Origin of the sequence: Cohnella silvisoli (assembly GCF_021190915.1) — a bacterium.
Taxonomy (GTDB): Bacteria; Bacillota; Bacilli; order Paenibacillales; family Paenibacillaceae; genus Cohnella; species Cohnella silvisoli.
Map to the genome: position 1 here is coordinate 378,365 of NZ_JAIOAP010000001.1, position 14,021 is coordinate 392,385.

20 protein-coding genes are annotated in these 14,021 nt (G+C 48.5%); 19 read left to right on the forward strand and 1 reads right to left on the reverse strand.

Going from position 1 to position 14,021, the window contains the following annotated elements:
• Positions 1 to 5: 5 nt before the first annotated feature.
• Complete coding sequence (locus K7P76_RS01590; RefSeq protein WP_232182320.1) at positions 6 to 410, reverse strand: helix-turn-helix domain-containing protein; 405 nt, start codon at positions 408 to 410, stop codon at positions 6 to 8.
• Between the two features lie 265 nt (positions 411 to 675).
• Here K7P76_RS01590 and K7P76_RS01595 point away from each other — a divergent pair, with 265 nt between their 5' ends.
• From K7P76_RS01595 to K7P76_RS01685, 19 genes are all read left to right on the forward strand, one after another.
• Positions 676 to 1,245 (forward strand): sigma-70 family RNA polymerase sigma factor, encoded by a 570-nt coding sequence (locus K7P76_RS01595; RefSeq protein ID WP_232182321.1) that lies wholly within the window; start codon positions 676 to 678, stop codon positions 1,243 to 1,245.
• A 98-nt stretch (positions 1,246 to 1,343) separates the two neighbouring features.
• Complete coding sequence (locus tag K7P76_RS01600; protein WP_232182322.1) at positions 1,344 to 2,183, forward strand: hypothetical protein; 840 nt, start codon at positions 1,344 to 1,346, stop codon at positions 2,181 to 2,183.
• A 14-nt stretch (positions 2,184 to 2,197) separates the two neighbouring features.
• Entirely contained in the window at positions 2,198 to 2,389 is a 192-nt protein-coding gene (locus tag K7P76_RS01605; protein ID WP_232182323.1) for a YqzN/YkzM domain-containing protein, read from the forward strand.
• Between the two features lies 1 nt (position 2,390).
• Entirely contained in the window at positions 2,391 to 3,839 is a 1,449-nt protein-coding gene (locus K7P76_RS01610; protein WP_232182324.1) for a phage tail sheath family protein, read from the forward strand.
• Between the two features lie 15 nt (positions 3,840 to 3,854).
• Entirely contained in the window at positions 3,855 to 4,262 is a 408-nt protein-coding gene (locus K7P76_RS01615; protein ID WP_232182325.1) for a phage tail tube protein, read from the forward strand.
• 19 nt (positions 4,263 to 4,281) lie between these two features.
• Positions 4,282 to 4,686, forward strand: coding sequence for a phage tail assembly chaperone (locus K7P76_RS01620; RefSeq protein ID WP_232182326.1), 405 nt, complete (start codon positions 4,282 to 4,284; stop codon positions 4,684 to 4,686).
• 23 nt (positions 4,687 to 4,709) lie between these two features.
• Positions 4,710 to 4,853 (forward strand): hypothetical protein, encoded by a 144-nt coding sequence (locus tag K7P76_RS01625; protein WP_232182327.1) that lies wholly within the window; start codon positions 4,710 to 4,712, stop codon positions 4,851 to 4,853.
• A gap of 4 nt (positions 4,854 to 4,857) precedes the next feature.
• Complete coding sequence (locus tag K7P76_RS01630) at positions 4,858 to 6,258, forward strand: hypothetical protein (protein ID WP_232182328.1); 1,401 nt, start codon at positions 4,858 to 4,860, stop codon at positions 6,256 to 6,258.
• A gap of 38 nt (positions 6,259 to 6,296) precedes the next feature.
• Positions 6,297 to 6,932: a LysM peptidoglycan-binding domain-containing protein gene (locus K7P76_RS01635; RefSeq protein WP_232182329.1), complete on the forward strand. Its 636-nt coding sequence runs from the start codon at positions 6,297 to 6,299 to the stop codon at positions 6,930 to 6,932.
• Positions 6,929 to 7,894 carry an XkdQ/YqbQ family protein gene (locus tag K7P76_RS01640; protein ID WP_232182330.1) on the forward strand — a complete coding sequence of 322 codons (966 nt, stop codon included), beginning with the start codon at positions 6,929 to 6,931 and terminating at the stop codon, positions 7,892 to 7,894. Before K7P76_RS01635 ends, K7P76_RS01640 begins: the two co-directional genes overlap by 4 nt.
• The gene (locus K7P76_RS01645; RefSeq protein ID WP_232182331.1) at positions 7,887 to 8,306 is read left to right on the forward strand and encodes a hypothetical protein; all 420 of its coding nucleotides are present in this window, start codon (positions 7,887 to 7,889) and stop codon (positions 8,304 to 8,306) included. Before K7P76_RS01640 ends, K7P76_RS01645 begins: the two co-directional genes overlap by 8 nt.
• Complete coding sequence (locus K7P76_RS01650) at positions 8,299 to 8,748, forward strand: DUF2634 domain-containing protein (RefSeq protein WP_232182332.1); 450 nt, start codon at positions 8,299 to 8,301, stop codon at positions 8,746 to 8,748. The genes K7P76_RS01645 and K7P76_RS01650 overlap by 8 nt, the downstream gene beginning before the upstream one ends.
• Positions 8,748 to 9,860, forward strand: a complete 1,113-nt coding sequence (locus K7P76_RS01655; RefSeq protein WP_232182333.1) for a baseplate J/gp47 family protein — start codon at positions 8,748 to 8,750, stop codon at positions 9,858 to 9,860. Before K7P76_RS01650 ends, K7P76_RS01655 begins: the two co-directional genes overlap by 1 nt.
• Positions 9,853 to 10,434: a YmfQ family protein gene (locus K7P76_RS01660; RefSeq protein WP_309244715.1), complete on the forward strand. Its 582-nt coding sequence runs from the start codon at positions 9,853 to 9,855 to the stop codon at positions 10,432 to 10,434. Before K7P76_RS01655 ends, K7P76_RS01660 begins: the two co-directional genes overlap by 8 nt.
• Positions 10,435 to 10,446: 12 nt before the next feature.
• The gene (locus K7P76_RS01665; protein WP_232182334.1) at positions 10,447 to 11,190 is read left to right on the forward strand and encodes a hypothetical protein; all 744 of its coding nucleotides are present in this window, start codon (positions 10,447 to 10,449) and stop codon (positions 11,188 to 11,190) included.
• Positions 11,191 to 11,535 (forward strand): hypothetical protein, encoded by a 345-nt coding sequence (locus K7P76_RS01670; RefSeq protein WP_232182335.1) that lies wholly within the window; start codon positions 11,191 to 11,193, stop codon positions 11,533 to 11,535. It abuts the gene before it with no gap.
• 12 nt (positions 11,536 to 11,547) lie between these two features.
• The gene (locus K7P76_RS33350; RefSeq protein WP_304518380.1) at positions 11,548 to 13,068 is read left to right on the forward strand and encodes a discoidin domain-containing protein; all 1,521 of its coding nucleotides are present in this window, start codon (positions 11,548 to 11,550) and stop codon (positions 13,066 to 13,068) included.
• A 9-nt stretch (positions 13,069 to 13,077) separates the two neighbouring features.
• Positions 13,078 to 13,446, forward strand: a complete 369-nt coding sequence (locus tag K7P76_RS01680) for a hypothetical protein (protein ID WP_232182336.1) — start codon at positions 13,078 to 13,080, stop codon at positions 13,444 to 13,446.
• Between the two features lie 312 nt (positions 13,447 to 13,758).
• Positions 13,759 to 14,019, forward strand: coding sequence for a hemolysin XhlA family protein (locus K7P76_RS01685; protein ID WP_232182337.1), 261 nt, complete (start codon positions 13,759 to 13,761; stop codon positions 14,017 to 14,019).
• Positions 14,020 to 14,021 lie beyond the last annotated feature (2 nt).

The window sequence follows — 14,021 nt, forward strand, 5'->3', positions numbered from 1 at the left end:
TGACTTTAGCTCTTTACTTGCCGATCTCCGGGTTTTCTGCCTTTTTCCTTCTCCTGAATGAACTCCCAGAAGCGGCGCATTTCCTCTTTCCGTTCTTCAGGCGCGTTCAAGTAATCCTTGAAAAATACCCCGTGATCGGGATTATTGATGAATTCCTCGAAAGCCGGGTATTCGGCCGTACTTGGGGAATCGTTTAATTCAGATGCTGAGTTGTTCGTCCGTCCGAGCAGGTAATCCGTCGTAGTACGGTAATACTCCGCAAAACGGCTAAGCATTTCCGGATCCGGCTTGCGGTCGTCCGACTCGTATCTCGATAGCTGAACATTGCTTATGCCTAAGTGCCTGGCTGCATCTAGTTGCGTTTTATTGAATTTCTCGCGTCGTTCTCGAAGACGAACACCCAACGACATGGTTATCTTCCTTCTTTATTAGGAGTAAACCTAGTATACCACTTTTTCCGTATTGGTAAAACTATTTATTTTGCCAAAATGGAAATATTGTTGTTGACTTTGCCTAATTGGCAATGTAAAGTGGGGTTATGTTACCGTTCTGGTAATAAATTGCTGAACTAAACGGAAGTTACGGGGTTGCTGCGAAATGCTGTAATAGATGTTTAGTTTTTTTCATCAACTTAGTTTACCAAATTGGCAAAATAAATCATAGGAGAGTGGAGTTATGAAAACCATTCAGATTACGAATCTTGGTCCGGCCACATTAGAGAGTTACTTGGATACGCGCAGGATGCTGCTTCGCAAAGCGGACGAGCTGTCGGTGCGAATCAGCCGGTTGGAGCCTGTCAGGTCGCTTGAAACGATGAATGAAATTCTCGCTCTAGATAAGGACCGCCGACTAGTCATCGAAATGATCGCAAGCTGCTCCTATGTTATCGAATGGCTGGAGACAGGCAGGCGGCCAGGAAACCGGAGAGGCATTGAGCGGCGTGCAGGTTATCAACGTGAGGTTCTGATGGATCCCGCCAAGATGCCGATGACGCCAAATGTGACTTTGACATCCCGCCCTATGGATGAGGAAGCGACGGAAAACCGATTTCGGCTCGAAGCCGCCCTCAGAGGATTAACCGAACGGGAACGCAACTGCTACATGCTCGCCCACGGAGAAAGTTACTCTTTTGCCGAAATCGCCGCTCTCCTCAACATCAGCAAATCCAGCGTGAGCACTTATATGGTACGAGCCCAACGGAAAGTGACGGACAACGTTAGCAGCATCCTCATTCTTGTAGGCTGATGTCGTACGGTTGCCACCTAATAGTGAGAGGACAATTTCATTCTTAGGAGGATTAACATGGCAAAGCATATCTTACCTGATCGTTATGGGCTTCAACTATGAGGAGGGGCATCCATCAACGATTAGTGCAGGAAATTCCGGCCATTGGCGGCAGGGTAGTCGAAGCGCATGAATCCTTTTCCACCCTCGAAAAACCGTATGTCTTGCTTGTTCAGGGAGCCGTTACGGATGAAAGCCGTTGGACGGGATTTCGCACTCAGTTCGAAGTATGGCCTTATGTAGCGCAGACGGAATTTGCTGATGTGGACGAGCTCACTGAATTAATCCTGTTAGCTCTGGATGGTCAGGTCATTACCGATCCGGACACGAACGAGGTATTCACTTGCGAATATCAAGGGACAGTCGGCGCGGACAAAGTCGATCCCGATCGGAACGGTCTTACTCGGGGGCTTCTATTCTCGGTTATCGCTGCTCAGCCCGTGGCACAGGCGGAGACAGTTGAGGAAGATAAGTGGCTTGTTGCGCTATCGAACTGGACTTCCAGCTTGCTTGGTAATGGATGGCATGTTTATCGCGAACGCTGGCCGCTTAATTACTTATGTCCTTCCGTACTATGGCGTTTGGAAGGTGTTGAGGCGCTTGAAGGAAATCGTGCAGGATTCGAGGCTCGGAAGCGTTTTGCCGGGCATGTGATCGGACGAACGCTGAATGAGCAGACGTTAGTCGTGAACCAATTAGTAGAAGGCTTGAATGCCTCTATTAAAATCCCGCTCGAAATTGCGAATCGGCGTTATTTAACCGTATTAAATCCGGTGGTCGACCTTAAAGGCGATGCGATGTTGGACGGACAGATTTCGATAACGTTATCTAGAAGAAACCAGAGGCTAACGGAAAACAGTCCGACCATGCGGAAAATTCATTTTCATCCGAATCTATAAACGAGGTGGTACAAATGGCAAACAAGAAACCTGAGTACGGCGATGACAAATATAGCAGAGATGAGCTTGTACAGAATGCTCAAGCGCTTTTTTCAGTAAATTCTGAAGCTGCTGCGGGTGCATTGCACGGAACGATTCAAGATCAATTTACTATCGATGAAGCTAAACGCTTGGTCGGACATTTTATGAAAAGGAAGGTGCTGTAAGATGGCGGGAGGAACTTGGAGCGTAACGGATAAACCGGTATTGCCGGGATTTTATATGGCTTTTCGCGCAGCGGCGACTGCGGCTATTCAGCCTGGTTCAAGAGGGATTGCGATTGCTCCGGTGAGGGCGCATTGGGGGCCGGTCAGACAGTTTGTCGACATCGCAAGCGAGGCGGATATCGCGGAGGCGTTTACTCGTGCTGAGACGAATGGGGCTACGGCATATACAACGCTTAAACTGGCACTGTTAGGTGGAGCCAAGAAACTGCTTGCTTATCGGTTGACCGACGGGACTGAAGCGACAGCGACGATTACCTTGGCGGATACAACGGGTACTCCCGTTAACGTACTTAAACTTGATGCCAAGTATACGGGGGCTCGCGGCAATAGTTTCAAGGTTGCTGTGCAGGTCAATCCGGTCGATTCCAGCAAAAAGGATTTGAAGCTCTTCGAAGGCGCGACCTTGCTTTGTACGTTTACGTTTGCCGGGGGCTCCATTCTTAATGCGGCAAATGCGATTAATGGGGATCCAGGCAATAAATGGATTGTCGCCACGAAGCTTGCCGATGGCAACGGTACGTTGGCTAACGTAACGGGAGCCGCGATGGCCGGCGGTATTTCCGGCTTGACCGGAGTTGCTAACGCCGATTATGTTAACGCATTGAGCGATTTCGAGACGCGGGATTTTAACGTCGTTTTCTTGGACGGAGTGTCGGATGCGACGCTTCATGCAAGTGTTGTTTCATGGATCGCGCGCATTCGGAACGAAGGAAAGGGTGTAATCGCGGTACTAGGCGGATCGGCCTCCGATGATACGGCATCGGACGCGGTTAGCAAAGCTGTTGCCCGAAGCACGGCTTTTAATCACGAAGGTGTTGTCAATGTTGGGACAGGGGGCAAGCTGGCCGACATAGTTTACAGCTCCGCGCAGCTTACTTCATATGTGGCAGGTCTTATTGCCGGACAAGGTCTGAGCGCTTCTACGACTTATGCACCAGCGCCTTTCGAAGACGTAACGCGGAGATGGACCCGGGCTGAACAGGAGCAAGCTGTCCGTGGCGGTGTATTCTTGCTTATCCACGATGGTCGATCGGTAAAAGCATTGCGCGGTATTAACAGCTTGGCTACCCTTCGGGAAGGTCAGAGCGTAGGTTGGAAAAAAATCCGCACGATCCGCGTGATGGATAGCATCAATGCCGATCTTCAGCGCACGGCGGAAGATTCTTATATCGGCAAAGTTAACAACACCGAGGAAGGGCGTCTGGCTCTGATCGGCGCTTGCAAGCAGTACATGCAGTCTCTGGCTCAAGCGGGCATTATTGAAGCCGAAGGCTTTGACGTGTATACCGATCCGGATATCGTTCCGGAGTCCGATCAAGTATTCCTGAAATGGGAAGCGCGTCTTACCGACGTTATGGAACAAATATTCAGCACGTTTATCGTGCGATAAGGAGGAAGAACAAAGATGATGGATCCTACTAGAGCGATTCTTGGAACGTATGGGCAAGTGTTTATCGACGGGGTGTGGCAGACGAATATCAACCATCTCGAAGCTTCCGTGGAAGTTGAGAAGCGCGAACTGAAGCTGTCGGGAATGGAATGGACAACCCACAAGCTCGGCGCGAAAAAGGGTACCGGCACGATGAGCGGCTACAAGGTGACGAGCGATATGATTAACCGAGGTTTCACGAAATTCAACATCATCAATAAGCTGTCTGACCCGGAGGCCTATGGCTTCGAACGTATCCAGCTGATTAATTGCATGCCGGACAAGCTGCAACTGGCCAATTGGACGGCTGGAGAAGAAGTTGCGGAAGAAACGGCGTTTACATTCGAGGGCTACTTGCTGCTCGATCCTGTCGTGGCGGGCTAAAAAATGGAGGTGCATGGGAATGTCTATCGATAATATGACGGAAGATCAGATTTTGCAGCGGCTCTTGGACGCGGATACTTTGCCCGAACGAACTGTTCGCTTGGAGCGGATGGATATTCCGGTGAAAATTCGCGGCCTCACGGGCAAGCAAGTTTTCAGTATTCGGGAACGCTGCACGGAGCGCAAGGAGAAGCGTGGTCAAACGATCGAGAGACTGGACGAAGAGCTATTTAACGTATCGTTGATTGCCGCTTCCACGATTAGCCCCAACTGGGGCAATCCTCAGCTTCTAACCAAGTACAGCGCGAGCGGTGCGGAAGAAGTCATTAAGAGGATTCTGTTAGCCGGCGAATTGTCGGCGCTCGGAGACGTTGTTCTGGATCTGTCCGGTTTCAACACGGAGCTTGAAGACGTAAAAAACTAATTCAATCCGGGGCGCTAGCCGGAATGCTTCATGCATTCTGGGTTCGCCATCATCTGCGCCCCGGAGATTTCTGGCGGCTCCCGCGCGGCGAGCAGCTATTCTTGATGGCTAGCATGGAGTTGGAATGGGAATCGGAGAAAGCGATGTCGGGCCAGAGGGGAGAGTGAGGGTGTGGCTGAAGCGCAAACAGGTCTCATTGGAGAATCGTTCGATCAAACCAAACAATCGATAAGCACTTTGGCAAAATACCTAGGGCAGTTGCAAAAACGCGGCGAGCAGCTAGGACGATTGAGAATTAAGCCGGTATTTACTTTAGGTGATAAAGTGACAGGCAAACTCAATCAAATAAGTTCATTCTTCGATAGTATTGTTTCCAAAGAGCGTCCTATCTTTATAAACGTTGGCCTGAAGATGGATCTGTCGGTCTTTGAAAACGCGGGCGGAGAAGCAGGTAAAGTATTCTCCGACTCGTTTATTAATGCTTTTGATACCGCCGCAATTGCCGACAAAGCAAAAACGTCTTTAGATGGGATTACGGTAAATGTTAATTCGTCCGGTGGTGACGATAGGTTCAATGGAATCCTTGATAATGTGATTGCCAATTTGGTATCAGATGGTTTGGGCAAGATAGCTGGCAAGGGTTATGGGAGGTTACGTAAATTCACCAACAAATCCCTTGGCGAAATTTCCAAAGCTCCCGTAAAACAGGATATTACAACTCCTTCAAAGCCAAGTCGTCCTGGAAATGCTAAACGATTTATTTCGAAAATGTTTGGTAATAAAGCAGAAGAACCGCCTCGGTCATTTCAGGGTATGGACGGTAAACCATTAAAATCTTCCAAACCTTCACTGTTTAGTAGGGTTAAAAGTCTAGGTAAGAATTTATTCAAGGGAAATTCTACCCCAAATAACTTCATGGGCTTCATGGCTTCATCCTCTGGGAAAGCTGTGGAATCCATGAACAAATCTCCAAGTACTATGTCAAAACTTTTTTCGAAAGGGTTAAAAATAGGTTCTTTTGCCAAATCAGCTTCCAAATTTGCTGGTAAACTTTCTCGTCCATTAGGTGTTGTATCTGATGTGATGGGTATTTTCGGCGCGAAGCCCGGCAAGGAAAGAAATAAAGCCATTGGCAGCGCGGTTGGAGGCTGGGGAGGAGCAGCGGCCGGAGCGGCAGCAGGTGCGGCGATCGGATCTGTTGTTCCCGTTATCGGAACGGCAATCGGCGGTTTGATTGGCGGTGCGCTCGGAGGACTTGGGGGAAGCAATGTAGGCGAAAAACTCGGAGGGCTCGCCGACAAAGTCGGTGGATGGTTCGGTTGGGGAAAAAAGAAGAAAAAGAAAGAAGACCCCGTTTCTTTGCCCGTTCCAGTTGCTAACAACCCGATTGCAAACTCTTCACAAGCACCGGTCTCGAACTTTCCTGCAATGAACTCTATTAACATATCCGTTCCACCAGGTGCGGTACAAATTACGGTAAGCAGCCCCGAAATCGATTATGAGCAGCTTTCGTCTCAAATCGGAGGCCAATTCGCAACATCCATCCAACAAGCCATGGAAAATAGGGCTTGATCCTATATTAAATTTACAAGTAGAGAGGGTGATCAGCCTTGGACATCTATCTCAGAGACTCTTTCGGTGAGCAGTTTCATTTTCCGGTTAATCCGGAGGAAATCACGATTCAGCGAGAGAAGCAACTCGAGACGTTAAATATTCTGTCGTTGGGAGAAGTGGAGTTGCCGCAGGAGGAGAAGGTGAAGACGATTGCCTTCTCTTCTTTTTTTCCTAAATCGTATGATTCAAGTTATTGCAGGTATCCGGAACTCCCTCACCCGCAAGCAGCAATGAACCGATTAACGTCGCTAATGAATCGGAAGCAACCCATTCGACTGCTCATAACGGAGACGGCAGTCAACGTGTTAGTCAATCTTTCCGCTCATAATACGACCTTCAAGGGTGGCGAACCGGACGACGTATATTTCGAGGTTACTTTTCGAACCCATAGGGAAATTAAGGTGCGAACATCCGCTGGGAATGCTGTCGGAACAACCTCAACTTCCAATCGTCCAGACACCAAGCCAGTGCCAAAGGTGTACAACGTGAAATCCGGAGATACGCTTTGGTCAATAGCTAAGCTGGAGCTCGGGGACAGCTCCAAGTGGCGTGTTCTATACGATAAGAACAAATCGGTCATCGGAACGAATCCCAATCTCATCAAGCCGGGACAAAAGCTGGTGATGCCATGAGCTACGATGTTGTACTTGGAAACCAGTTCTATCTACGAGACTTGGTGGAAGAGATCTCGCTCGAAGACTCGCTTGAAGAAATTGCCTACAAGGCGAATATTCGACTGGCTGTTACTTCGGATATGCCTTCAATTACTCCGGGTCAATCCATTCGTATATCAGGCACACCCTATGGAGGAAGCGGGGTTACCAATCTTTTGCACCCGGGTGTTGTATGGGATTGTTCCAGTTCGAACAGCGGGAGAAAACATATAGGTCTCACCGTTTATGACCGTACAATTTACTTAGCTAAGTCGGAAGACGAGAGACTGATGCCTGCGGGACAAACGGCTTCCCAACGACTGAAACAGTATGCGAAGGACTGGGGAATCCCGATAGGGGATGTTACGGATACCGTAGAAACGCTGGCGAGAAATATCAAGCGTTCCCAATCTATTTTTTCAATGATTCAAGAGGATCTGAAAGAAACGGTGGACAAAGGGGGTGACCTATTCCGTCCCCGGATGACCTCGAAAGGGTTGGAGTTAGTCAAACTTGGCAGCAACAAGAAGGCGTGGAAGTTGGAAACTCTTGAAGATGTAACCCAGAACCGTACACTTGAAGGCGCTATAACCCAAGTCAAAGTGCTTGGAGCGCAGACGAGTGAAGAGAAGCTGTCCCCGGTGCTGGCAGTCGAGAAGAAAGATACGGAGAAATTCGGAACGCTTCAGAAAGTCATTCAAGATAGCAAAATCGAAACGACAGCGCAGGCGAAAAATGCAGCAAAGAGAGCCTTGCTTGGCATTCAAGAGACGTTCTCGGTTACTGCGCCGGATATTAACACGATTCGTGCCGGAGACGAGGTTTGGTTAAACGGCATATCGCTTTGGGTAACCCGAGTTACACATAGACTAGGCACGCCCGGTCATATGGATCTGGAACTCGCGGCTCCGAATAAAGTCAGGAGGGATTATCTTGCCTGATTCTTTTAAGAAACTGGTAACGACATTGGAAGGCCGGTTATCCGGCATAGCAGCGAAAAGCATATCGGGATTGCCTTCCGAGCTAGGTACGATTACAGCATCGGGTTTGAAGCTCGATTCTTTCAAATATGAAATTCCGGATTATCTGGTCGCAGAGTGGGAAACCAAGCTTCATCTTCCCGCATTTTTCTTAGTGGGAACGATGACGACTCCCGTGGACATGGACGGAGTTCCTCAAGGCGGTGCGATTCCCTCTCAACGGACGCGGTTTGATTTTGCCGAGGCGGAAATCGAAGACGTTCGCTTGAACTGGCAAGCCGGTATGAAGCCGGGAGATCGGGTTCTTGCCGTACCAGTTAATGGGGGCAGGGAAGTTGTAGTCTTATGTAAGGTGGTGAGTTCAGGTGACTAATTTATTTCCGGAAGAGGATATTTCGGTAGATAAACAAGTATCGGAAAGCGGAAGTATATCATTCGGTCGTAGTTGGCGATTCGATTATGATATCGGTGAGTTCGTGATGACTCCAACAGGTAAAGTTGCAGGTTCCTCAGGGACAGACGCATGGCTGGAATGGTGCAAAAAAGCGTTGCAAACGGAGCGTTTTCGTTACCCCATTTATTCGCGGAACTACGGCCAAGAGTTTATCGAACTTATCCGTTCCGATCTTCCGCGCTCGGCAATTGAAACTGAAATTCAACGCATAACGGAGGAAACGCTTCTGACGGATCCTAGAACAGCCAGCGTGGATAGTTTCTCTTTCGAATGGAAAGTGGACAGCTGTTACTTTACCTGTTCAATTTCAAATATCCACGATGAAACAGAAACGATTCAAGGAAAGGTGGTGAATTCTTAATGGCCATATTGCCTGATTATCTGATCGAGCAGACGGAAGATGCTATACGCGAGCGCATGCTCAATCTCGTTCCATCGGATGTAGACAAATCGGAAGGTTCTTTTATATGGGACTCCCTTTCACCCGCTGCTTTTCAATTGTACATGGCTTCGGGTTGGGCACAGGAGATCCTAAAGCGTGGATTCGCTACGACGACTTTCGGTCCTTATCTAAGGATGCGTTGCGAGGAACATGGCGTCATTCCAAGGGCGGCCGTAGCGGCAACAGGCTCTGTAAAAATGACAGGTATCGTAGGAACGGTCATTCCGATCGACACGCTTGTCGCAACACCGGCAGATGATGTAACGGCTACATCCTCTATTGAATATGAGACGACAGCCGCCGCAACATTGAATAGCCAGGGTGAAGCCATTGTACCGATTAAATCGTTAACTGCAGGTACTGCAGGAAATGTGCCCATCGGCGCGATCAGTATCTTGGTCAACTCCATTACGGGGGTTACTAGTGTCTTGAATATGGCTGCAACATCCGGTGGAACTGCCGAGGAATCAGATGAGGCTTTATTGGCTCGATTCCTGATCAAGGTTCGTCAGCCGGGAACAAGTGGTAATAAAGCCGATTATCTGCAATGGGCTCTCGAGATACCAGCGGTGAGTCGTGCACAGGTAAAACCACTGTGGAATGGTCCAGGTACTGTGAAAGTTTTTATTCTGGATACGAATCAGCGAGCGCCAAGTCAGACGATTGTAAATGCTGTGCAAGATCACATTTCGCCTACTTCTGGCCTAGGTGAAGGCAAAGCACCAATCGGCGCTGTTGTGACTGTTTCCGCTGCAGTCGAAAAGCCCATTAATATTAGTGTACAACTCACTCTCGCTAGTGGCGCAATTTTAAGCGTGGTAAAGGCTTCGTTCCAAGCCGAACTTGCAGCATACTTGAAACAGCTTGCATTTGTTGACTCTCTTGTGCGTTACAACCGTATATCCGCCATTCTATTAGACATTCCTTCGATTGTAGATTTTGCGAATTTAACTATAAACGGTGGAGTGTCAAACATCGAGGCGTTACTTGGTGAGGTCGCGGTGATCGGGACGGTGAGCATAAGTGGGTAATATCTCGATGATTAGTACGCACGGCAAGGAAATGATGACTTATCTTCCCGGTTACTACTCGACCTCGCGGATCATGAGTTCCATAATGGACGTTCAAGGTGGAGAGTTAGACAAGTTGTGGCAGGCGATGGACAGTACGCTTGATCAGTATTTCGTCTCAACAGCCACTTGGGGCTTGGATTTATGGGAACAAGAGCTTGGCATTCCGACTGATCCTGCTAAACCCACTGATCAACGCCGCAGCGTCATTCTTTCCAAGATTCGTGGTATAGGGACTGTGACCGTTAGTCTCATTAAAAATGTTGCTGAAGCTTATGATGGTGGTACGGTTAACGTGACTGTGAAATCAGAGACACATACGTTTATCGTTAAGTTCATTTCTTCACGGGGAATTCCTCCTAATCTAGATGACCTAAAAGAAGTAATTGAACAAATTAAACCTGCGCACTTGGCTGTGGAATATTCGTTTACTTACTTGTCTTTTGGTGAACTGGATTCTACTGGTATTACCTATGGTGGAATTGAAAGTATGGGGAAACACTTCGGAGAATTAGAGATTTGGGATATCCCATAAGGAGGGAATAGATTGATCACTCTACCCAGTGGAATTAAGAAGGTTGAGGCTTCGGATAATGCAACCGTCGCTAATATGAATCGGAACGAAGACCTGCTCGATCAGAAAATAACGGCTTTTGACACTCATGTTGCTACTTCGACAGGAGCACATGGCGCAACGAGTGCTGCAACTCCAAACAAGCCAATTCAACGGGACGCTAATGGCCGAGCAAAAGTTGCTGCTCCAACTGCTTCGGATGATATTGCGACTAAGGGGACTATAGATGCTGCTATTGCGGCACTTGTTAATGGGTCTCCGGTTGCTCTAGATACTCTGAACGAACTTGCGGCGGCACTAGGAAATGATTCTAATTTTGCGACGACGATAACTAATGCACTTGCTGCAAAGGCACCTCTTGCTTCACCTACTTTTACAGGCATCGCAGCCGCTCCACGCGTAAATACAACTAATAATAATGGCCGTCAATTAAACGCCTACCAATGGCTGGATTTATCCAGCAATACCTCGGGAAACGCTCTAATTGCGAATAACGCCTATACCGATGGAGCAAGTAACTGGAAATATGCAAATACCCATGCTTCGCTTGGGTCTCGCGGTATTCGATTGTCTTCTGGGGGCGGAGTTGAAGTGTTTGATACTGGACCGGTTGCTACAACCGCCGACGCAACTTTTACACCAGTCTGGGTGAAGGTGCAATTGAGCACTAACGAATTAAATCAAAAACGCGCATTAAGCATGGGAGGAATGATGTAAATGGCAATCGGTGATCGAATTCCTACTGAACTACTTGCTCCAACGGTTTTAAGCAGTACAGCAACGTCACTTTTTTCAAATGCAAGCACTAATTATCGAACTCAATTGACCGGAATTTGGGTGTATAACAATGGATCAAGCCAACGAACAGTTACGCTTTATAAAAACGGAACTGCGTCGTCAAATATCTTTTCATCTTTCGCACTTGACGCAAATAGCGGCGTTCTTATCGACCTAGCTGGAAAAGCATTGGTATTTACGGGGACACAACAAATTGCAGCTAAGCAGGATACTGGTACAGACGTTAATATCTCCGCTTATGGCATTGTTGAGCAGATTGCTTAAGGGGGAAATAAAATGATACGTACATTTGGGGCAATGACGGGACTCTCTAACCAGCCTGCCGGATTAGATGTCGGATTACCAAGCGGACTAACCAACTTTTTCGGCGACGGTTCAGACGGAGCATTTAACCCAGCAACGATACTCAGTACGGGGACGACAGCGCCTAATGGCGGTACTGTGGCTAATTTGTGGGATATGAACGCAGGTACGAGCTTTACGACAGGTTCACTACCGTCTGGAGCTAATAATGTCGCGTTCCAAACTGACTTTGGAGCACCCACGCTTATTAGCAATTTTCAACTCTACAACGCCCAAAGCACAGCTGGCGGTGATCGAGTCTGCGCTCTACAGTCGTCCACTGATGGTTCATCTTGGACGCAAAGAGGGACGGCAACTGTTTCAGGCGGTGCAGCAGGAAATGTCTCTTTTAACGGAGCAAATACAATCGCTAGATATTGGAGGTTGGCCACAACTGCGACTGGTGGGCCAGGAGCTGTTACTTGTCAAGGTTCAACTATTAATTACATTTCAGGAGATACTCAAACATCGCAAGTCTGGCGCATCATGTACCCAGTAACAATTCACAGCGGTATTTGTATAAAACAATTCTCATCCTTAACACTCCCGGCCGGATACGAAATTACAACTGATAACCCATGCCGTGGTCTTATTATTTACTGTACAGGTAGTGTATCAAATCCCGGTGCGATAAGTATGACAAGCAAAGCAGGATTCGGAAATGACAATATTTCACCTTTGATATTAAGTAAAGTTAAATCCGACCTTACCACTAAAACCATTCAAAAATATTTTCAACTTACGACTGTTTTCGAAGCCCTTAAAGGTGGTGCAGGCGGGAATGGCGGTGCTGGAGGTGCAGGTATATTTTCAGCAGGTGCAGGTGGTGCCGGTGGAAACGGACGGATAAATTCCGGTGGATACGGCGGTGGCGGTGGTGGAGGTGGCGGTGGCTCAGCAGCCGGTGGTCAAGGCGGAGCCATTTCTTTTGCTGAATTGGGCGGCGGTATCGGAGGTAAACAAGGTAGTAGTTCAACTCCTACGCCGAGTAAAGGTTGCTTAGGTGGCGGCGGTGGTGGAGCTGGAAGCACTCCGTCAGCATCCAGCGGCGGAGATGGCGGAAATGCTACTAACTGCGGCGTTGGCGCTGGAGGCGGCGGAGGAGGCGGGTCTGTAAATGGATCAACCGCTGCTTCACCAAGTGGATTTGCAGGAGGATTAATACTTGTCATTTGTAAAGGTAATGTAACCAATAGCGGAACAATTAGCGCTAACGGAACGCAAGGTGGAGATGGTGCTGTGTCTGGTGGCGCTCAGTCTGGAGGCGGCGGTGGAGGCGGCGGAACTGGTGGTGGTGTAGTGGGAATATTCTATGGGGGCACATATTCAAACACCGGATCAATTACCGTTTCAGGCGGCGGTGCCGGGAATGCCGGAGCAGCAAATGGCGGTAATGCCGGTCTACCCGGCACTTCCGGTTCAGTAGGTACTATTGTTACTCAAAAGATTGCATAGGAGGCAAATATGAGAGCCATATATATTTATAACCCACACAGCGCGCCAGAGGTTGCTCTTATTTCTCGTGTTCAAACTGAGCTTGGCGGATACATTGAGATCGTACCGATCGATGAGGCTCCCGATCTTGTCAGGCGGCTTGTCCGAGAGACTCCAGCATTCATTTCGGCAGACGAACATCTGCAAGGGCAGGAGCTGCTTAGCGATGGTGTTGACGGTAAGCTACTGCTTACGGCGATCCTGTATCAACGTATGGAAACGGACGAGCTCGCTATCCATCAAGCTGAGACACATCGGCTTGACAATTTGATAAATGCGGAAAAGGCGACAGCGCAGGACGAGCTCTTGGAAGACTTATTAAACCGGGAGGTGCTGTGATGAGTACTTTTATCGAATCAGCTAAACGACTGTACCGAGCAGGAAGCCCTAAGATGCTTCTTTCAAAGCTGGATACGTGGCTGTCGGGTGGAACAATTTCGCAAGAAGAATACGACTACATTACTAAGTAGTTGGACGATTATACGTATAACATTTTTTTTGGGCCCCGCATTAGCAGGGCTCTTTAGGGTTTTGTGAATGGTGTTTATGGTGTGCTAAATCAAAATAATAGAATCCCATCGAAAATATAAGCACTCAGCAAGTAACCGCAACACTCACATATTTACAACAACCCCCCCGGAGGTGGGAACCATGTCCAGCGAAGAAGCGCGCGTGCTCTCGGATGTTCGGGAGCGCGTCGTTCGTTTGGAAACAAAGATCGATGCGATGACCGATGTCCGCGAAACGGCGGAGGCGGCGAGAGAGGCGGCGCTTGAAGCGCTGCAGGTTGCCAGATCCGCGCAAAAACGTATAGACGAGATCGCCGACAATCAGCGTTGGCTCTGGCGGACGCTCGTCGGAGCCATTCTGGCTGCCGCGATAGCTGCCATAACAAACTTGCAAGGGGGATAATT